We start from the raw sequence: 19,267 nt of genomic DNA, 5'->3' as shown, positions 1-19,267 counted from the left end.
AACCAGTCAAGCCTGGCTGTTGGATGATACTGTTTGGTTACATTCTATTGTTTAATGAGTTTGATGGATTCTTCGCTCTCCTTAATCCGTAATGTTAACAGGTAGAGGCCCTGGCTCAACCCAGAGAGATCCATTTCATAACTGGATAGGCCACTGTTTACCTGCAATTGCTCTGACAGCACTATTCTGCCTAATCCGTCAACTACCTTAATCAGTGCTTCACCGGATTCTTTATTTTCGAATTGCAGCGTGGTGATATTTGCAGCAGGATTAGGATACAAACTTAAGGTACCAGTTTCATTCAGCAATGCTTCACCTTCCTTCAGGGCTGCTGTGGTAAATGTGGCAATTCCGGAATAGGCACTCGTCGCTTTTTCATTCAGCGTGTCTACAACGTGTGCCACTTTCCATTCATACATTGTTGATGCCGTCAGTCCGGTCAGATTATATGCTGAATTGTTCGTGCCCGTTTTTATCTTATTCCACGTACCCGAACCCACCACACGGTAATAAATGCTGTCATAATCTACACAAACCAGGGTATCCCAGTTTAAAGTTGCTTTAGCTGACTTGATGTTGCTCGTTGACAGATTGGTTGGAACTGGTACCAGCGTAGTCGTTTCACTGGTTCCTTTTCCCTGTCCGGTTGCGCCATCTCCGTAAACGATAGCATAGTAACTGCCGGGAGGCAGCGAATTGATCGTAAATGGCGTTGAGTTCTTCACATTAATGGCATCTCCGTATTTCTTGCCAAACCTGAATAGTTGAACCGTATATGGCTTCTCGCTCTTGGTACACTTATAGGTCAGTGAGCTGCTGGCACAGTCTGTTCCCACTACAGAAGACTGTAAGGTGATCTTTGCCTTTTCCTTTTGTGTAAAAGTTGGCGTCAGGTTATAAGCCATCCATTGATAGTTGTAGTACATATATACCTTTACATAATAATATTGCTTGTCAAGATTGGTGAGATTCGCATTCAGGCTGCCTGAATTGCTGAATTGCTGAAAAATAGGTGCCTGACTGGTATCCGCATAAATTACCAAGTAAACATATGTTTGGCCACAGCAGATTTGAGGTTCCCAATTCAGTGTTACGGTCATATCACTTTTTCCGGTGTAATTAATTTTCCACCAATCTACATAGTCTATGGTACCACCATTCGCCCGGAATCCCACATGACCCGGTGTCGGCTCGTTAGCATTAAGCGTTGCCGCATTCTTTGGAATTTCATTTACCCTGCCGTCATCAATATTGGTGTATCCCGTAAATGTATTGGACAGTGTATAAGGAACAAACCCGTAGACATAATATGCAAAAATCTTGGCATAATAGACACCGGCAGCCAGGCCATCAGTATTAACGGTGATGGATCCGTTTGTATAACTTGATTGCAGCAAAGTGGTGCCATCATTATCATATAACTGAACAAAAAGGTACTGTGCATTATATGAGGTAATGGTAAGACCGATTTGTCCATCCTCCGAAGTTGTCAACTTATACCAGTCAATGGAGTCACGCTCATTATCGTAGTAATAACCAATATGACCGGTTACACTGCTCCCAAGTGCAAAAACGGTGGCGGTGGATTTACCATTGTTAGGTTCAATATCATTGGCTACCGGTGCACTAAACAGGCTGTCAGAAAGTGAATAAGGAATGAACCCATCCGAATTGTAAGCGTACACTTTTACATAGTACGTACCGGCAGCGAGGCCATCCGCGGAATAAGATAACAATCCATTGGTATATTGATTGTAGATGCTGGTTACCCCGTCTTTATCAAAGAGTTGCCAGAAAATATATTGATTGTTATAGGAATTCATGGTCAGCTTCACCAGGCCATCAGCATTGGTGGTAAACTTATACCAGTCAACCATATCCCTTGCACCATCGTAGTAGTATCCTACATGACCGGTTTTCGAACTGTTTAAGGGTATATTCTTGGCTTGTGATTTTGAATCGTTTGGCTCAGCATCGTTGGCAACAGGCGCCGGAGTAAATGCACTGGTAAGAGAATAAGAAGTAAAACCATCGGTGGAATAACCAAAAACTTTCACATAATAGGTTCCTGCTGCAAGTCCGTCTACTGAAAAAGCAAGTGTTCCGTTGGTATATTGCTGAGATATTAAAGTAGCGCCGTTATGGTCATATAACTGCCAGAAAAAATATTGGGCATTTTGTACAGACAGCGTAAGTGTAAGCTTCCCATCGCCGGTTGTGGTAACGCTCCACCAATCCTCCATGTCCCTTACCTGATCATAATAATAGCCGCAATGTCCGGTAACACTGCCATCAGGTGCCAATGGGTTGGAAATTGTATAAGTATCATTTGGTTCCGGGTCATTGGCTAATGGTGCTACTGTAAGAAGGTTAGAAATAGTGTATGTAGGGAGCTGCGAATTATCATATGGGAAAATGTAGATGTAATAGGTGCCGGGTGCCAGTCCGTCCCTGGAGATTGTGAGTGTACCATTGGTGTAGTTATTGGCCAATACGGTGATGCCATCCTTATCATACAGATAAAATTGGCAATAGATACTATTCCCCACCGCGAGGGTGACATCAAGTTTTCCATCTGCTGTGGTGGCAACTTTCCACCAGTCAACATCTGACGATGAACCTATTGCACCGGAATTGCTGCTGTTTAAGGTCAGTTTGTTAGCCTGCGCCTTTGTATCATTGGGTTCCGTTTCTGCATAAGCCGAAAACCAAAGTACGCAGCTCAATATGCTGAGTAAAGTAATTGTTGATTTCATAAAAAGTTTAGATTTAGTTTGAAAAAATGAAATGAATATTTTGCACTCAAAAGAATTTGTCAGATTACAATATAAAACTATGCAAATCTCCTATCTTATGCAACAAAATTCGGCAGTTTTATTGCACTAAAAACTTATTTCTTTGCTGCTCCCATCCATCAGTTATTCTTCGGCAGAAATAGATTAAATGGTTGAAATGTTCCTGTCCATGAGTCCACATTTTCATGGTTAAACCGGTGAGTTGTCAAGTACGGAACCTGATAATCAGTAAATCGCACGCATGCATATTTCACAGAATCTGACACTGGTACCTGTGACACCATTGCCTGTTGCTGCAACGGAGAAAGAGTGAAGGGCTGGTAATATGCTTAAGCTTAAGCTTAAGCTTAAGTTTAATTTTAAGTACTAGAATCAGACATGGGTATTCAATTGGAATAATGCCTCCAGGCTAAACTGCCATACTATTAAAATTGATCGACCGCGATCAACCGGCACTATCCGGGTTAGTCCTTCAGCAGGCTGCCGCTGAAAGTATAATTGACCGGGTTTTCAACTTTCCGGCTCCATATACACGTGCCTTCAATTTTATCCTGTATCACTTTCCCTTCCCACGTCATAATACCATTCTTAACGCTTTTGTTTATGGAAAGAAAAGTCCAGGTGCTGTCATTTTTTTGCTTCCACTTGAAAGATGCCGGCTCAAATCCGTATTGCCCGGCTTCCGAAAAGGTCATACCTGCATCTTCAAATGACAAGGTTTGCTTTGAATCAAATTCTTTACCCGCATACAGGCTTATCAGATAATGGCTCCCGGTAAAAGGTGATTCCGCTACCTGTCCGTACAACTGATTACAGAAGATAAGCATCAAAAATGGCAGCAATTGTTTCATCCGATTGTGAGCATTTTAAAACAACTTAACCGGCAATGAAGGGAACACCTAACTCCTGATTGTTGCACTGTTACTCAACGTAAAACGGTCACATTTCCTGTTCTTGACACCGCTTCGCCACTCACATATGCGCCCTTCAGCACATATACATATACGCCCACCGGCTGCGGCTCGCCGTTAAATTCGCCATTCCATCCTGTTTGCAGGTTATTGCCTTCGTAAGAATATACTTCCTGTCCCCAGCGATTATAAATATGTAAAGAATAATCTGCCAGTAAGCTGCCTAATGGATGCAACAGATCATTTACGCCATCACTGTTTGGCGAGAATGCGGCCGGCAGTAATAGAAGGCAATCAGGTGTAATCAAAACACTGTCCGTCCCCTTGCATCCGAAATTATCAACTATCACCGAGTAAGTGGTGGCTGTTTCCGGGGCTGCAATTGCAATTGATTCAGTAGTCGCACCGGTAGACCACAGATAAGAAGTGCCTGCTGCATCAGCATGCAACATGAGCGGCTCATTGGGGCAGAGCATGGTGTCTTCTCTTAGTTTCGGAGCAGGTACAAAATTTACGGTGATAGTAGTTGCAGATTCTCCGCTGCCGCAAAACGCATCATCAATGTCAACATGTATGGAATAACTGCCCGGGTTTGCATAGATATGAGATGGGTTTTGCAGATCAGAAGTGCCTCCGTCTCCGAAATCCCATGTCCAAACAGAAGGATTGGCGGATGAACCATCTGTAAACTGCACCGGTGCTCCGACACAATAGGGTGGATCCTGTACCGTAAATCCAACTACAATGTTGGGTTGCACAATGATGGTCTGCTGAAAAGTATCTGTGCAACTTCCACCTGCATTGGTAACAATCAATTGAACCGTATAGGTACCGGCAGCAAAGGAGTTGGAGGGATTTTGTTGTGTGGAGGTGGTGCCATCGCCAAAATTCCAGAAGTAGGAAGCAATTGGTCCTGTTGAAATATCGGTAAACAATACCGGTGCATCAGCGCACAAAACTGATGGACTGACCGTAAATCCGGCATTGAATGGCGGCGGTCCGATAGAATATGTATGTGTAATGAAACAGCCGATGCTGTTGACAATAATAACAACATATTGCCCGCCATTGAGGAATTGTAATTGATCTGCATCAGCATTATGCGTAACCTGCATGGTATCGCCATTACTGTCGAGCCATACAAAAGTGCAGGGCCCGAAATTCCCTTCTGTGGCTGCAGCAACAGATCCGTCTCCGCTGGTAGGACAACTCGGATCAACCTGGCTATACGTACCGGTTAAGGTATCCACCACTATTGTCACCGTATCCGCAACATCAAAACAGGAAGAAACCTTCGCATAATATGACGTGGTAACCTCCGGTGTTACGGTTATTGTTGCGCCGCTTCCAAGAAAATTCCCCGCTTCATCGTACCATTGTGGCAATCCGGCTGCAAAAGGAATAGACTGGTAGGGAATGGTGCTTATATCATAGGAGTCTCCGTTTGGAGTGAACCGTGTGCCTTCATTAAATGCTTCCCATTGTTCCGGATAGTTTCTTCCGGGCACTACTACTGCTACAGTGCCATCTTCATTATGTAATCCCTCAATGGCATGCCCACCATTCCAGTCTGTACATAAAATTTTGTTCCCGAGATAAATATCTATGATGTTGCTTTCTTCATATAAAATGATCTGACCGGTAAAAGTAAGGTCATTACAGATCGTGTAATACATCGGTACGTTCGTAAAATTGTAAATGAAAAAGCGGTTGGGTGCTTCGCCGAACTTACCATAGGAGATACATGGATCCGGAATAACAGAAGGGTCTACATCATGCCAGGGCCCCATGATGGAATTTTTCGGATTAAGTGGCGATGGGATCGGGTTTGAAATCTGCCAGGGTGAATAAGTCAGGGCGACAGTAGAATCAAAAGTGATATATGCATTGGTTGACAAGACACACTTCTTGTAAGTATTGCCAAAAAAAGTGAAAGAAAAGCCAAGGTCTATCAGCTGACTGTGCGTATCATCAAGGATAGATAATAGTTCGCCATAATTACTCGTATCGATGGTTGCGGAGAGTTGTACGGCTGTACCCGGTTGGCAAATTGTATCATTACAACAAACCTGAATGATATCCTGTGCATTCATCCGGTGGGCTATAAAAAGCGACAAGACCACATACAGGAGTGTAAATTTTTTCATGAGCCGTAATTTGAATCGCGTTAAAGTTAAAGATTTTCAAAACACAGAATCCGCTTGCTCAACAAAGTATCATTTTTCCCGTCATTCCTCCGCTTAATCGCTTATCTTCTTGTACACATCACATTTGAAATCAGCTGCAAGTATTGCTCATCCTGGTAAGTCTGACAGGCCTGCTGTATGCAACCCGCAGGTTGATTCAGTCCGGCTTTACCGCACTGCTGAACGCCAAGTAAGCTTATTTCTTCAAATGAAACCTCCTGTCAATGCATCACTAATAAAGTTTCGTTTTGAAATCAGGTTTTGTTCCGATCAGAAAAACACTCTTAAATGTTTTAACTTGGCAACGAAACTGCTCCCGGATCTGTCTTGTGGCTATAAACAGGCTTCGCTTTAAATATCGTTCGTTCGTGCCCAGGTGGGCAATTTTCGCCATCGATACATTTATTGTTTCGACCGCGCTGCTTTTTGCATTCCTGTTACGTTTCAATTTTCATATCCCGCCGCACGAACTTGCCTTCATGTATGTTTCAGTTCCGGTTGTACTCAGCATCCGCATTGCCGGTTTTTTTGTATTCCGCATCTATGCGGGAATGATTCAATATACCGGCTCTGAAGACGCACAGCGTGTTGCCATTATGCTGGCGCTTGGAACGTTGACAGCAGGCGTTATAAATTTTATCTCTTTAGAACTGAGTGGCTATTACATCGTCCCTTTTTCTGTTATTATCATTGAATTCTTTATCTCGGTGTTTTCCATGTCAGCCTACCGGCTGGGTGTTAAACTATTGTATGAAGAGCTGGCACAGGTCAGCAAGGAAAAATCAAAAGTCATCATCCTTGGAGCAAATGAATACGGGCTGATTACCAAGAAAACACTGGAACGCGACCCTAAGAAAGATGTCCAGGTGATCGCCTTTATCGATAACAAGAGCGAACTCCTGCGTCAAAAACTGGAAGGTGTTTCCATCTATGATTCAAAAAACGACCTTGAAGACCTGCTGAAAGAGCAACCGGTTGATCTCCTGATTATCGCTGTGCCGAATATTGCTGCCAGCCGGAAAAAACAAGTAGTGGATGCCTGCCTCAAATATAATGTAAGGGTACTGCATGTACCACCGATGTCAAAGTGGATCAACGGCGAACTGAGCATGAACCAGATCCGGGAAGTAAAAATTGAAGAGCTGCTCGAAAGAGATCTCATTCAGCTTGACTATGAGCGGATCAGTCACCAATTACTCGGCAAACGTATCCTGATTACCGGTGCGGCCGGATCCATTGGCAGTGAAATCGCCAGGCAGGTTGCCCGTTTTCGTCCCGAGAAGCTCTTCCTGCTCGACCAGGCAGAAACTCCGCTCTTTGAACTGGAACAGGAATTACGTGGCGTGATCGCCTGGGAAAAATTTGAAGTCGTTATTGGTGATGTGAGGAACCAGGAACGTATGGAAAATGTAATCGCATCGTTCCGGCCGCAGATTATTTATCATGCCGCCGCTTATAAACATGTGCCGTTGATGGAAGACAACCCTTCCGAATCATTACTCACCAATGTGCAGGGCACGATGATCTGCGCTGATTTGTCAGTGAAATATGAGGTGGAGACTTTTGTATTTGTTTCAACCGACAAAGCCGTTAACCCGACCAATGTGATGGGAGCATCGAAAAGAATAGCGGAGATTTATGTGCAGTCGCTGAACCAGTTCCTCGCCGAAAAAGATATTGAAGCCGGCACTCATTTTATCACCACACGGTTTGGAAATGTGCTGGGCTCTAATGGTTCGGTGATTCCGCAATTCAGGAAACAGATCGCTGAAGGAGGACCGGTTACGGTAACCGATCCGGAAGTGACGCGGTTCTTCATGACGATTCCGGAAGCCTGTCAGCTTGTGCTAGAGGCAGGCGCCATGGGCCAGGGCGGAGAGATCTTCATATTTGATATGGGTGAACCGGTAAGAATCGTGGACCTGGCGAAAAAGATGATTCAGTTGTCGGGCCTCGAACTGGGAAAAGATATCCAGATTGTTTTCACCGGTCTGCGCCCCGGTGAAAAACTGGTGGAGGAACTATTGAATACCAATGAAAATACGATTCCGACACATCATCCCAAGATCATGATTGCCAAGGTGCGGGAGTATTCTTTCACAAAAATTGACCGTGATGTCAGGGAACTTATTGATATGTTCGGGCACCAGGATAACATGGAAATAGTTTCTAAAATGAAAGAACTTGTTCCTGAATTTATCAGCAATAACTCTGTGTATGAAAGGCTCGATGAACAGCAGGTCAGAAGCCAGACGTAATATCAATGCTTTAAACTTTGAGCCATACTTTCAATTCTTTACCCCGCATAGCAATCAGATGCTGCAATGCCGGCATCATGGCTGGAACAGTGCCGGCCCATCTATTTCAAAGCCTGCATCATCCTGCTTTCCACCAGGTGATGCATGTGAAAAGGTTTTACAGCCCTCCAGTTTACATCATTCAGGTTCTCCCCCATCTGCACATAATTTGACAGCCGCACTTTGTTCATTTCATCCAGCACATGATCCCTGATGTTGAGCAGCGCAATCCATCCGCCGGCATCTTTCACATCATCAAACCATTCTTCATAATAGCAGTCATCAGACTCATGAAAGTTGAGTACGTTTTCACCGATGAGCACGAATTTGGTGATCCCGTGTTGCATAAATACGTCGGCCACTTCCCTTTTCAGAAACATGATGTCGTTATTGATTGCATCATTCCATTCACCGATCAATTCAATTACAACAAAGTGATGCGAATAATCAGCGAACAATACTTTCAGGTAAAGCGTGGGCGATCCGAAACAATCCCATTGCGGATGGATAAAGAAATTGTAAATCGTGTTTGAATATTCAAACTCGCTGTATTCCTGCCCGTAAAAAGGCGATAATCTATCTTCTTCAGATAGGTAGCTGTCGCGCCAGTTATAATATGGTTCAATCTCGTGCATTAACTATGCTTATCCTGTTAATCCAGTGTCACCTATGAATATCCGCTGTCATTTTCTACTCTCCCCGGCATCCAAACGTGAATCATTTATCACTTTTGAATGCATACATGATCACTGTTGATGCATGCTATTCTCTTTCTTCATTAAACTGTAAAACCCGAAGGAATGTTTCATCCTGTGCTTTCTTATGCTTTAGGTTTGCGCCGGTGCAGTTGCATCACCTTACGCACACTGCCGAACTCCTGTAATATCGCACGTGCCCGCTTATAGTCCCACGCAAACTCATGCATCAGCATGCGGGTGCCGCGGTCTATGAGTTTTTCATTGGTCAGCTGCATATCCACCATTCTGTTTCCTGAAACCCGGCCAAGCTGAATCATCACCGACGAACTGATCATGTTTAAAATCATCTTCTGCGCCGTGCCTGCTTTCATCCGCGTACTGCCGGTGATAAACTCCGGCCCTGTAATAACCTCTACCGGAAAGTCAGCAAGGCCGGCTACTGTTGTTGCTGTATTGCAGGTAATGCAACCCGTCAGCACACCCTGCTCTTTACATTTTTTTAAAGCACCTGTTACGTATGGCGTTGTGCCGGATGCGGTAATACCAATCACAACGTCACGGTTGCTGATATTATGCTGCAGCAGATCATTCCATCCTTGCGTTGTATCATCTTCCGCAAATTCAACTGCCTTCCTGATGGCGCCATCTCCTCCGGCTATCAGGCCGGTCACCATTCCGTCTTCCACTCCAAAAGTGGGCGGACACTCTGAAGCATCTACAACACCCAACCTCCCACTGGTGCCGCTGCCAATGTAAAATAGCCTTCCTCCCTCCTTCATTTTTACGACGATGGCGTTGACCAGCAATTCAACTTGCGGTATCACTTTCTCAACAGCATCCGCAACTGTTTTGTCTTCAGCATTTATACCGCTCAGCAATTCACGTACTGTCAACTGCTCGAGGTTGCTGTATCTTGAAACAGCCTCCGTAGTTTTCTTTATTTGCTCCATCATTGGCGAAGGTAGCGCACGCTAATGAGATTTGTGAGTGATTAATCACTGGAGAATTAATATCCATACACTACGCTGTCAGCATCAATCGATATCAAAAGAAGGAAGTCGGCGGACACAAGTTTCATTACCAGCTAACAGTTACGGACTGATTCAAATCGTAACTGCATTAAGGCAAGTTTTCCGTTTCAGGAGGCAGTCTGTTGGCAACTGGAAATTTACAAACAGTAACAGGAACAGAAACGTTGAATTAAAAAGTCCATGCAGCGCATGAAATAAAAAAAGTTGACTCCGGCTGTCCGGATTTATCCTCCTTTAAAAATCGCATATTTGCCGTTCCAATTAATCACATGAACAGGAAATTCAACATCTGGCTACCGATCATTATGGCATTTATGCTGGCAGCCGGAATACAAATCGGTTTGGTATTGCATGGCACCGGGAAGCCACCTGTTTTCAGCAATTCGAGGAGCAGTACGCTGGATCAGGTACTGCAGTATGTACAGGCAAAATATGTCGACACGGTGAATATAGAACGCTTGCAGGATGGAGCAATTGAACGTGTGCTGGAAAATCTCGATCCTCATTCAACATTTATTGCTGCGGCCGACCTGAAAGAGGTGAACCAGGAACTGGAAGGAAATTTTGAAGGAATAGGTATAGAGTTTTTTATTGTAGCTGATACGGTGATGGTGGTAAATGTTATTGCAGGCGGTCCGGCGGAATCAGCAGGTTTGCTTTCCGGCGATAAAATCATTTCCATCAACGATTCTTCTTTTACCGGCAATAAGGTACGGGACCTCGATGTAGTCAATCAGCTTCGCGGCAAGAAGGGAACAAAAGTGAAAATCGGCATACTCCGCAAACACAACAGTCCGATTTTGTATTTCACCCTTACGCGCGACAAAATTCCGATATATAGCGTAGATGCGGCTTATATGATTGACGCAAAAACCGGCCTCATCAAGATTAACCGGTTCAGCGAAACTACTTATGATGAATTTATGAAGTCGCTGAAAGAACTTAAACAACAAGGTATGTCCCGCCTCATTATTGACCTGCGGCAAAATGGCGGCGGTTATCTCAATGCTGCGACTGATATCGCCGATGAATTGCTTGATCAGCAAAAACTGATGGTATATACAAAGGGACGTGTTTATACGCGCACCGATTACAAAACACGTGTATTGGGTCAGTTTGAAGAAGGTCCGCTCGCCATCCTGATTGATGAAGGATCGGCATCGGCAAGCGAAATTGTCACCGGCGCCATGCAGGATTGGGATCGTGGAATTGTGGTGGGAAGGCGTTCTTTCGGGAAGGGCCTGGTTCAGGAACAATACGGTTTGAATGACGGATCTGCGCTTCGCCTGACTGTCGCCAAATATTATACTCCATCCGGCCGCTGCATTCAAAAGCCTTATCATCAGGATCTGAATGAATATTACAATGATCTTTCCGACCGGTACAGGAATGGGGAATTTATGAGCAAAGACAGTATTCACCCGGCGGATACAACCAGGTATTACACTGCCAATGGCAGGCTGGTATATGGCGGCGGTGGCATTATGCCCGATATCTTCGTACCGTTGGATACGAGTAATAATAACAATGCCTTTCTCAATGCCATACTCAGCCAGGGCTTGATACAGCAGTTTGCTTACAGTTACTATCATGATCATCCCGGATTGCTTAATGCATATAAGGATCTGACGAGTTATCGTAATAATTTCCAGGTAAGTGATCAGGTCTTTGCTTCGTTTTTACTCCTGGCCGACAGCAAGACTATAGCGCACCGGGAAACGGAATTGACTCACGCTAAATCATATATCAACCTGCGCATAAAAGCGTTCCTCGCAAGGGAAAAATTTTCACAGGACGCTTTCTATGCAGTTTTGTTTGATGATGATCCTACTGTGCTGAAAGCTGTTGCTTCCATGAGTAAAGAAGTTTCTTCCTTTAGGCCATCAGAATAGTTTGTAGATGTTCTAAAAGGTATTGATCCTTTTCAATGTTATACAGGAAGACTGATACAGCACCACGGCCATAAGACTGGTATTCGTCACAACTTTTTAATTGGTTAGTTATATAGAAGCTATGTAAATTTAGCACCTTGTTAAAACACTCCTACAGCCTGTACAGCCAAATTGATTTACGCCATGCAGATATTTTGTAATCAAAAGAAAAAGAGCAGCGAATCTTCAGTGATGAAACCATTCTATATGCTGTTAAGTTGTATACCGGCTATTGTTGTGCAGCTGCCTTCATCCAACGCACAGCCTGTTATTCAGTCTTCATTTCAAAGCGCTTCGCTCACAAAAGGTTTCGTGGAAAATAAAGGACAGGTGCTGGATCAATACCAAAAGGCAAATACTGCAGTGGAATATCTATACACGAATGGACTGTTCAGTCTGCAATTGAAAAAAAACGGTTTCAGCTATGAAATGTTTCAGCTCGCTGAAAAACAAAATAACAGTTCAAAAGGAAGCAGATTTGAATTTGACCCGGACAAAGCAACAAGTGATAATCTTAATGAATTCGAATTTCATTCTTCACGGGTTGATGTAACCTTTGCCGGAAGTGCAGCACCCGTTCTCATACCATCAAATGCAACAGGCGCAGTGAATAATTATTATACAGTGAACTCTGGCAGCGACGGCATAACCGGTGTTCAGAGCTATTACACGGTCACCTATTCAAATGTTTATCCCGGCATCGACCTCTGCTTCTATGCGCCCGACCGGGAAAGTCATTCGCTAAAGTATGAATGGATCATCCATCCTGGTGCAGATGCTTCGGCAATCAGGTTGCACTATAACGGTGCGATGGCACTCGCAACTGCAACAGATGGCAGCGTGGAAGTCTCTACTCCGAAAGGAATCATCCGCGAAGGAAAAATTGTTGCATTTACTGCTGAGGATAATAAAGCTGTGCAGGCAAATTACCGCCTGGAGGGTAACATCATGAGTTATGCTATCGCCGGACTAGCCAATCATACGCTCATTATTGACCCAAACATTACCTGGTTCACCTATTATGGCGGCACTGATACCGAAGATTTGTTTGAAGGGGAATTGGCCATCGACGGCAAGGGGAGCCCTCTATTGGCTGGTAACACCAGCAGCCCTCAATATATTGCAAGCACCGGTGCCTACCAGGTAACCTATGGTGATGGCGGCGTGGATGGCTTTGTCGCTAAATTCAAGCAAAATGGCCAGTTGGCATGGGCCACCTATTATGGTTCTTACGACCGAGATGGTTGCCATGCGATTGCCGCTGATGGTGCTTATAATGTTTTCGTAGGTGGTAATACATACAGTAATTCCGGTATCTCCACCGTTGGCGCTCACCAGGAAATTTTTGGCGGATCAATGGATGCATTTCTCGTAAAATTCAACAGCAGCGGCATTCGCCTTTGGGCCACTTACTATGGAGGAACCGGTTATGGCGACCAGATAAACGGTGTGGAATGCGATGCATCAGGTAATGTATTTTTCACAGGCTATACCTGCAGCCCTAACAATATTTCCACGCCGGGCGCATACCAGGAAGTGTACAATGGCGTAGATGATGTTACAGGTGATGTCATGGTTGGCGAATTTACCAATGACGGTAGCCTGGTCTGGGCTTCCTATCTCAGTGGTCCGGGTCAGGACAGGGCGCACGACATTGTGCTGATGCAGAACGGAGATTTTTATATTGAAGGTACCTGTGAAAGCACAACAGAGTTTACCACTGCCGGCATTCATCAGAGTACTTATGGTGGTGGTCCGCAGGATGCCTTTATTGCGAAATGGCATGCAAACGGCGCACTTGCATGGTGCACCTACTATGGAGGCGAACGCGATGAACATGGCAGGGGTCTCGCTATTGATTCTGCCAATAATGCTTACATCGGCGGGTGGACTTCCAGCACTACCGGCATCAGCACACCCGGATCGGCACAACCTGCCTGGTTTACCGGCTATAATAATCAGGGCGTGCCTTCACCCGACGCTTACATCGCCAAGTTCACTCCCGAAGGTACACTGGCCTGGGGCACGTATTATGGCGGAAAAGACCTTGAACGTTCGAGAGGCATTACGGTTGACAAGAAGAAAAATATCATTTACGTAGTTGGACAAACCGGAAGTAAGAGCAATGTGGCTTCTGTCAATATCTTTAAACCTGATACGGGATTGATTGAACAGGAAGGATTTATTTCAAAGTATTCCGACTCCGGCGCTCTTATGTATTCCTACCTGTTGGGCGGCCCGGGCAAACAAAATGTTTTCGATGTTGATCTTGATAAATCCAATTCCCTGTACCTTGTAATGACTACTGACCAGGTCATCTATACAACAGGATCTGTCTACCAGGGGAGTCCGAAGGGTGGTGACGACGTAATACTGCTCAAACTGAATCCTGCTGATAGCTGTTTCGATAAATATGAACCAAACAATTCCAGCCTCACGGCCAAAACAATGGCCTCTTCTGCCGATACATTATTCTTTGGCTATACGGGTGTTATCGCTGACGCTGCTGATACTGACTGGTTCTTAATTAAAACCGGGCTCAGCAATCTTAAGGTTGAATTGCTTGATCTGGTCGCTGACTATGATATTTTTCTTTACAAAAGCAATATGCAGTTAATTGCATCTTCAGCTAATATCGGAACAGGCGATGAAAGCATTGTGTACAACAATATACCGAAAGGAAAGTATTACCTCCGCATCAATGCTGCCGGAACTGATTTTGCACCGGATGCCTGTTACAGGGTGCGATCACTAATCTCATCTGTGCCCTGGCCATTAAAGCGAAGTGACCCTGCTACGCTTTATGATCAATTGGATGTAGAGGCAGTTGTTTTTCCGAATCCTGTTACGGATATGCTGCAGATAAAAGTTACTTCCCCAGTAACAGTTTCCCTGCAGGCTACCGTTTATGATATGCGTCAACAGGTTGTTGTAACATCTGCAGATATGATCAGTGAAGGAACAAAAACAATTTCCATCAATTTGAAAGAAGTTCCCCCTGGTTTATACCTGCTGCAACTGGAAGCTGATGGAAAAAAGATGCTTGCAAAAATAGTGGTGCAGCGCTGACAGGTTCATTTCAACAGATGCGATGCACAGCGCCTGCTTTATGTTCTCACCGATGAAACAGGAGTAGAGAGCTGCGATTCCCATTGATAATATTCCAAATTGCGATGCATCTATCCCGCAGGCAATAGTCTTGAAATCCTGACATAGGCGTGGTTGTAAAAAAAAAGCCCCCTGAATCAGGAGGCTTGATCTTCAAGCACAATTTGCGCAGAGCAGGATATTATCAATCCATTTGAAGCTCAGCGTCCTGCTTACATATGCTTTGCCGTATCAACCGCAGCGTTTATCGCTTTGTTGGCTGAATCAGCAACCTGTCCCATATCGGATTTCACTGAATCCAATACTTCATTGACAGCGTCCTTCACTTGCGTAGAATCCATCGTTTCAGCTTTTTGCTCGCCGGATGTGCAGGCGGTGAATGACAGAGCTACTGATGCAAGGAGAACAAAAAATAATTTTTTCATTTGATTTAAAAATTTAGGTTAGAAATTGCGGGGGCAAAGGTAACAAAATATTTGACAATTCGTTAAAGATCTATTTTTTTCTGAAAAAGATGTTTAAGGGTACGCCCGTGAACTTAAAATGTAACCTCAGTTGATTATCAAGGAATTGACGATAGCTGGCCTTTACGTCATTCGGGAAATTGACCCAAAAAATAAAAGTAGGCGTGGTGGCAGGCACCTGAATCACCCCTTTCACCTCCAGGAAGGCGCCCCGTATGGCCGGATGCGGAAATTGGGCTATCGATTTTAGCATTTTATCATTTAACTCTTTCTCGTCCACCACTCTTTTCCGGTTTTCCTGTACTACTAATGCGGTCTCAATCACTTTAAAAACCCGCTGCTTCTCCATTACACTGGAAAAAATGATCGGAACATCCTTAAATGGCGCCACTTTCTTTCGAATCTCTTCTTCCATCTGCTTCATGGTATTGGTCGACTTGTCAACCAAATCCCATTTATTCACCACGATAACAACACCTTTCCTCTTTTTTTCTGCCATGGAAAGAATGCTCAGGTCCTGCTTCTCAATACCCATTTGCGCATCCAGCATCAGCACACAGATATCAGCTTCATCCAGGGCTTTCACTGCCCGTATCACCGAGTAGAATTCCAGATCCTCATTCACTTTTGCTTTCTTCCGGATGCCGGCAGTGTCAATCAGAATGAACTCCTTCTGAAAAAATTTATAATGGGAATGAATGGAGTCACGCGTGGTGCCTGCAATATCTGTCACGATATTCCGCTCTTGCCCCATCAGCATGTTAACCATGGATGATTTACCCACATTCGGTTGGCCCAGTATGGCAATCCTGGGCAGGTTTTCGTTGAGGTTAGCAGCCGGTACTTCAATATAAGAAACGATTGCATCCAGCAGTTCACCGGTACCGCTGCCGCTGATAGCCGCCAGGAAAAAGACCTGCTCAAACCCCAATCCATAGAACTCACTCCCCTGGTACATGCGGGTGGGATTGTCCACTTTGTTCACCACCAGCAAAACCCGTTTGTTGCTCTTACGCAACTTCGCGGTGATATCCTGTTCTAGGTCAGTAATGCCAACAACGGCATCCACTACAAAGAGCAATACATTAGCTTCTTCTATTGCCAGCAGTACTTGCTTGCGGATCTCCTTTTCAAATGTTTCATCCGAATTGGTGACGAAACCACCGGTATCAATAACATTAAATGTTTTTCCGTTCCAGTCGGCCAAACCGTAAATGCGGTCGCGTGTAACGCCGCTCACATCGTCAACAATGGCCTTCCGTGCGCCAACCAACCGGTTAAAGAGTGTAGATTTTCCCACATTGGGACGCCCGATAATGGCAACCGTATTGTTCATGATTTTTCGTACCCGAAATATTTTAATTGCAACGGACTGTTCCTCCAGTTGGCATTCACCTTTACGGTAAGCCCGAGAAATATTTTCTTTTGAAGAAAAGATTCGATGTCCTTTCTCGCCGCCATTCCCAGTGCTTTAATAGCACTTCCGCCCCTTCCCAGCAAAATGGCTTTTTGCGATTCCCGTTCCACAATCACTTCTGCACGGATGTGAACAATATCAGGCTGATCCTTCCAATCCACCACAATCACCTGGCAGGCATAAGGAACTTCCTGATTGAACTGATCAAATATTTTTTCCCGGATCAACTCTGAAACAATAAACCTTTCAGAACGGTCCGTTAATTCATCTTCCTGGTAAAACGCAGGCTGCTCTTTCAGCTGCATCTGTAATGCTGCCAGTAAACCATCCAACTGACGATTTTGCAAAGCAGAAATATTCAGGCAATCTGCTTCCGGAAAAATGCCACTGCAAAAAACCCGGTAAGCAGCAAGCTGCTCAGGGCTTACCAAATCTGACTTATTGATGGCTACAATCACCGGAATCTTCCCTCCATGAATTCTCGCCGCTACTTCCTGCAGTTCCGCTTCCGGCGCAGTAGGATCTGCAAGCACTACCAGCACGTCGGCATCTTCCAGCGATTCATCCACCATCTTCATCATGCTGCTGTGCAAACTGTATTTCGCTTCAATAATGCCGGGTGTATCAGAGAAAACAATTTGGTAATCTTTAGTGGTGAGAATGCCTTTAATCCTGTGCCGGGTGGTTTGTGCTTTACGGGTTATAATCGAAATTTTCTCACCAAGTAATGCATTCAGCAGGGTTGACTTGCCGGCATTCGGTTTACCGATAATTGCCACGAAACCGGAACGATAGGCCATTGGTTGATGCGTTGAATTTCGAATGCGAAATGGGGAACATGAAAAATCAAAGACTGAATGCAATATTCGCAGAAACAAAAAAATCCTTCAGCAGGAACCGAAGGATTTTTTTTAGTTGCGGAGGCAGGACTCGAACCTGCGACCTTTGGGTTATGAGCCCAACGAGCTACCGCTGCTCCACTCCGCGATGTAATCTCTACTGACTATCCAAGTGCCGTACTCCCATTCAGCTCATAAGCCTGAATCCTCTTTTTCAATACGTCTTTCCGGCGCGGGTGCAAAAGTAACCTTAAACTCCGAAATATTTGCTATCCCGCGAAAAATTGATCGTGCAGAGAATGCTGTGATGCCGATCCGGCATTATTTAAGAATCTCCCGGGCAATCACCAGCTTCTGTATTTCAGAGGTGCCTTCTCCTATTGTACAAAGCTTGGCATCTCGGTAAAATTTTTCTACCGGAAAATCTTTTGTATATCCGTAACCTCCAAATATCTGCACCGCCTCATTGGCAATCTTCACCGCAATTTCTGAAGCGTAATATTTTGCCATTGCAGCTTCTTTCGTCATGGGAAGATGCCTGTTCTTCAGGTCTGCTGCCTGATGCGTCAGCAACTCAGCCGCGTTGATTTGTGTAATCATATCAGCCAGCTTAAAACTGATTCCCTGGAAGTTGGAGATAGGCTGATCAAACTGTTGACGCTCTTTCGAGTATTTAACTGAAGCATCATAGGCGCCTTTGGCAATGCCGATGCTTAAAGCAGCTATGGAAATCCTCCCGCCATCCAATACTTTCATTGCCTGCCGGAAACCGTCACCCACCTTACCCATCATGCTGTCCTTTGAAACACGGACATTATCGAAAATAACCTCTGTCGTTTCTGAAGCCCGCATGCCCAGTTTATTTTCCTTCTTTCCGGCGGAAAGACCGGGCGTATTTCTATCTATGATAAATGCAGTGCTGTTGTTTTTCGTGCGCGGATCTCCTGTGCGGGCAATCACCACCACCACATCACCTGATTTTCCATGTGTAATCCAGCATTTGGTGCCATTGATAATCCAATCATCGCCATCCTGTACTGCAGTACATTTCATGTTGCCGGCATCGCTGCCGGTATTCGGTTCTGTTAATGCCCACGCACCTAACCACTCACCGCTCGCCAGTTTAGGCAGGTACTTTGCCTTCTGAGCGGCATTGCCAAAGGTGAGAATATGTCCCGTGCAAAGTGAGTTATGAGCAGCAAGTGATAATCCTATTGATCCACAGACGCGGGCCACTTCGGCAACAACCGTGATGTACTCATGGTAACTTAAACCTGCCCCTCCGTATTCCACAGGCACTAATACACCCATGATACCCAAGTCGCCAAATTCCCTGAAGATTTCACGGGGAAAAATCTGTGCTTCATCCCACTCCATGAAATTTGGACGGATACGTTTTTCGCAGAAATCACGGATCATTTGCGTGATGTGCTGCTGATCTTCAGATGCGGCGAAATTGAGGGTGGATTCGGTGGCTACGGAACTCATCTATGCAGTTTTTTTGCAAAAATAGTCAGAATCTTAATAGAGGAGTAGTAGAATTCAACGATCGACATTGCCCGGCCATCCGCCATCACGCAATCGATTCCT

12 protein-coding genes and 1 tRNA gene are annotated in these 19,267 nt (G+C 44.8%); 3 read left to right on the top strand and 10 right to left on the bottom strand.

All coding sequences use genetic code 11. The features are described 5' to 3' along the window. Positions 1 to 44: 44 nt before the first annotated feature. From K1X61_14485 to K1X61_14475, 3 genes are all read right to left on the bottom strand, one after another. Positions 45 to 2,756, bottom strand: coding sequence for a T9SS type A sorting domain-containing protein (locus K1X61_14485; GenBank protein MBX7109855.1), 2,712 nt, complete (start codon positions 2,754 to 2,756; stop codon positions 45 to 47). Positions 2,757 to 3,259: 503 nt separating this feature from the next. After that, positions 3,260 to 3,646: a hypothetical protein gene (locus K1X61_14480; GenBank protein ID MBX7109854.1), complete on the bottom strand. Its 387-nt coding sequence runs from the start codon at positions 3,644 to 3,646 to the stop codon at positions 3,260 to 3,262. A gap of 74 nt (positions 3,647 to 3,720) precedes the next feature. After that, positions 3,721 to 5,853 carry a PKD domain-containing protein gene (locus tag K1X61_14475; protein ID MBX7109853.1) on the bottom strand — a complete coding sequence of 711 codons (2,133 nt, stop codon included), beginning with the start codon at positions 5,851 to 5,853 and terminating at the stop codon, positions 3,721 to 3,723. A gap of 407 nt (positions 5,854 to 6,260) precedes the next feature. Between K1X61_14475 and K1X61_14470 the strand changes: the two genes are divergently transcribed. Continuing rightward, a complete protein-coding gene (locus tag K1X61_14470) occupies positions 6,261 to 8,150 on the top strand; it encodes a polysaccharide biosynthesis protein (protein ID MBX7109852.1) in 1,890 nt (629 codons plus the stop codon). Positions 8,151 to 8,251: 101 nt separating this feature from the next. On the opposite strand, the gene K1X61_14465 is transcribed toward K1X61_14470, so the two are convergent. Together K1X61_14465 and murQ are read right to left on the bottom strand one after the other, a co-directional pair. Next, positions 8,252 to 8,824, bottom strand: coding sequence for a hypothetical protein (locus tag K1X61_14465; GenBank protein MBX7109851.1), 573 nt, complete (start codon positions 8,822 to 8,824; stop codon positions 8,252 to 8,254). A gap of 185 nt (positions 8,825 to 9,009) precedes the next feature. Beyond that, a complete protein-coding gene (murQ, locus tag K1X61_14460) occupies positions 9,010 to 9,837 on the bottom strand; it encodes an N-acetylmuramic acid 6-phosphate etherase (protein ID MBX7109850.1) in 828 nt (275 codons plus the stop codon). Between the two features lie 350 nt (positions 9,838 to 10,187). Between murQ and K1X61_14455 the strand changes: the two genes are divergently transcribed. Together K1X61_14455 and K1X61_14450 are read left to right on the top strand one after the other, a co-directional pair. Beyond that, the gene (locus K1X61_14455; protein ID MBX7109849.1) at positions 10,188 to 11,810 is read left to right on the top strand and encodes a S41 family peptidase; all 1,623 of its coding nucleotides are present in this window, start codon (positions 10,188 to 10,190) and stop codon (positions 11,808 to 11,810) included. A gap of 183 nt (positions 11,811 to 11,993) precedes the next feature. Next, the gene (locus K1X61_14450; GenBank protein ID MBX7109848.1) at positions 11,994 to 14,918 is read left to right on the top strand and encodes a T9SS type A sorting domain-containing protein; all 2,925 of its coding nucleotides are present in this window, start codon (positions 11,994 to 11,996) and stop codon (positions 14,916 to 14,918) included. A 251-nt stretch (positions 14,919 to 15,169) separates the two neighbouring features. Here the strand turns inward: K1X61_14450 and K1X61_14445 are convergent, their stop codons facing one another. From K1X61_14445 to K1X61_14425, 5 genes are all read right to left on the bottom strand, one after another. Further along, positions 15,170 to 15,382: a hypothetical protein gene (locus tag K1X61_14445; protein MBX7109847.1), complete on the bottom strand. Its 213-nt coding sequence runs from the start codon at positions 15,380 to 15,382 to the stop codon at positions 15,170 to 15,172. A 70-nt stretch (positions 15,383 to 15,452) separates the two neighbouring features. After that, on the bottom strand, positions 15,453 to 16,757 hold the full coding sequence (gene der, locus K1X61_14440; GenBank protein ID MBX7109846.1) for a ribosome biogenesis GTPase Der: 1,305 nt from the start codon (positions 16,755 to 16,757) through the stop codon (positions 15,453 to 15,455). After that, positions 16,754 to 17,638, bottom strand: coding sequence for a GTPase Era (gene era, locus K1X61_14435; GenBank protein MBX7109845.1), 885 nt, complete (start codon positions 17,636 to 17,638; stop codon positions 16,754 to 16,756). Before era ends, der begins: the two co-directional genes overlap by 4 nt. 115 nt (positions 17,639 to 17,753) lie before the next feature. Beyond that, positions 17,754 to 17,825 (bottom strand) — tRNA-Met (locus K1X61_14430). A gap of 173 nt (positions 17,826 to 17,998) precedes the next feature. Then, on the bottom strand, positions 17,999 to 19,165 hold the full coding sequence (locus K1X61_14425) for an acyl-CoA dehydrogenase (protein MBX7109844.1): 1,167 nt from the start codon (positions 19,163 to 19,165) through the stop codon (positions 17,999 to 18,001). Between the last annotated feature and the right edge of the window lie 102 nt (positions 19,166 to 19,267).

The sequence above is a fragment of the Chitinophagales bacterium genome (genome assembly GCA_019694975.1).
Taxonomy (GTDB): Bacteria; Bacteroidota; Bacteroidia; order Chitinophagales; family UBA10324; genus JACCZZ01.
This window is presented reverse-complemented; position numbering and strand designations above follow the sequence as displayed.

Excerpts from the sequence above, each read along its gene's own strand:
- K1X61_14485 (MBX7109855.1), bottom strand. The coding sequence starts at position 2,756 with ATGAAATCAACAATTACTTTACTCAGCATATTGAGCTGCGTACTTTGG.
- K1X61_14480 (MBX7109854.1), bottom strand. The coding sequence starts at position 3,646 with ATGAAACAATTGCTGCCATTTTTGATGCTTATCTTCTGTAATCAGTTG.
- K1X61_14475 (MBX7109853.1), bottom strand. The coding sequence starts at position 5,853 with ATGAAAAAATTTACACTCCTGTATGTGGTCTTGTCGCTTTTTATAGCC.
- K1X61_14465 (MBX7109851.1), bottom strand. The coding sequence starts at position 8,824 with ATGCACGAGATTGAACCATATTATAACTGGCGCGACAGCTACCTATCT.
- murQ (MBX7109850.1), bottom strand. The coding sequence starts at position 9,837 with ATGGAGCAAATAAAGAAAACTACGGAGGCTGTTTCAAGATACAGCAAC.
- K1X61_14455 (MBX7109849.1), top strand. The coding sequence starts at position 10,188 with ATGAACAGGAAATTCAACATCTGGCTACCGATCATTATGGCATTTATG.
- K1X61_14450 (MBX7109848.1), top strand. The coding sequence starts at position 11,994 with ATGCAGATATTTTGTAATCAAAAGAAAAAGAGCAGCGAATCTTCAGTG.
- K1X61_14445 (MBX7109847.1), bottom strand. The coding sequence starts at position 15,382 with ATGAAAAAATTATTTTTTGTTCTCCTTGCATCAGTAGCTCTGTCATTC.
- der (MBX7109846.1), bottom strand. The coding sequence starts at position 16,757 with ATGAACAATACGGTTGCCATTATCGGGCGTCCCAATGTGGGAAAATCT.
- era (MBX7109845.1), bottom strand. The coding sequence starts at position 17,638 with ATGGCCTATCGTTCCGGTTTCGTGGCAATTATCGGTAAACCGAATGCC.
- K1X61_14425 (MBX7109844.1), bottom strand. The coding sequence starts at position 19,165 with ATGAGTTCCGTAGCCACCGAATCCACCCTCAATTTCGCCGCATCTGAA.